This is a genomic window from Bacillus sp. 05T31, assembly GCF_056396725.1.
Genome location: NZ_JBFTMA010001092.1, coordinates 1 through 1393, shown reverse-complemented (window position 1 = coordinate 1393; position 1393 = coordinate 1). Strand labels below are relative to the sequence as shown.

Annotated in this window: 1 pseudogene; it reads left to right on the top strand. The window is 36.9% G+C overall.

The window, feature by feature from the left end:
* Positions 1 to 368: 368 nt before the first annotated feature.
* A pseudogene (locus AC1DJR_RS31580) lies at positions 369 to 1393 on the top strand (immune inhibitor A domain-containing protein); the annotation flags it as partial.

The window sequence follows — 1393 nt, the reverse complement described above, 5'->3', positions numbered from 1 at the left end:
GTTCAGAATAGCCATCTATTATCCAATTTAATCCGAATAATAATAGTCCTATAAACATCAAGACTATTGAAATTGTACTGAATTTTTGCATAATTACACCTCCAAATATGATTTTACCATTTTAAGGAGTAAACGATAATTATTTTTTATTGCATAAGAATTAACAATTACACGATAAACGTAAGCTCTTATACGTATCAATCATTTGCAAGAAGCAACCATAAACATCGATGAATCAGAATGTATACCAATCTAAAACAAAGAATATTTTCAAAAATATTACAAATTAAGACAATATATTGCAAATTATTAGAATATTCTTTATTATATAAACATTGTACCGTATTTAATATTGGGGAGGAATAGGGATGAAGAAAAAGCCTTTTAAAGTGCTGTCTACGCTTGCGGCGGCAGCTGTGCTTAGTTGCACATTTGGGTATGGGAGTGAAAAGAACCAGCAGCGGGGGACAGTGTTACGAGAGAAGCTTCTGACTTTTTGAAAAAAGTTAAAGATGCAAAAGCAGATGAGAAAGAAAAAGTAAACCAACCTGTTAGTGGCCCAGTAGCTGGACAAGAGCCGGTTAAAGGGGGATTAAACGGCAAAGTACCAACTACTTCAGCGAAGCAAAAACAATATAATGGTGATGTTCGTAAAGATAAAGTTCTTGTATTGCTAGTGGAGTTTGATGACTTTAAGCATAACAATATTGATCAAGTACCAGGTTATATGTATTCAAATGATTTTAATCCAGAACATTATCAAAAAATGTTATTTGGTGATGAGCCGTTTACACTCTTTGATGGTTCAAAAACCCCAACATTTAAACAATATTATGAAGAGCAATCGGGTGGTAGTTATACAGTCGATGGGACAGTAACAAAGTGGTTGACAGTTCCTGGTAATGCAGCGGATTATGGTGCAGATGCAGGAGATGGCGGTCATGATAATCAAGGACCAAAAGGACCTCGTGATTTTGTAAAAGAGGCATTAAATGCAGCAGTAGAAAGTGGTATTGATTTATCGGAATTTGATCAATACGATCAATATGACAATAATGGTGATGGCAATAAAAATGAACCAGATGGTCTTATTGATCATTTAATGGTTATTCACGCTGGAGTTGGGCAAGATGGAGGCGGTGGTAGACTAGGTGATGACGCAATTTGGTCACATCGTTGGAACCTTGGAGCACCATATCCAATTGAAGGAACAAAAGCAAAGGTTGATAACTGGGGCGGTAAAATGGCAGCATACGACTACACAATTGAGCCGGAAGACGGAGCAGTTGGTGTATTCGCGCATGAATTTGGTCATGATTTAGGTCTTCCAGATGAGTATGATACGAAGTATTCAGGAGCAGGTGAGCCAATTAACTCGTGGTCTGTTATGAGC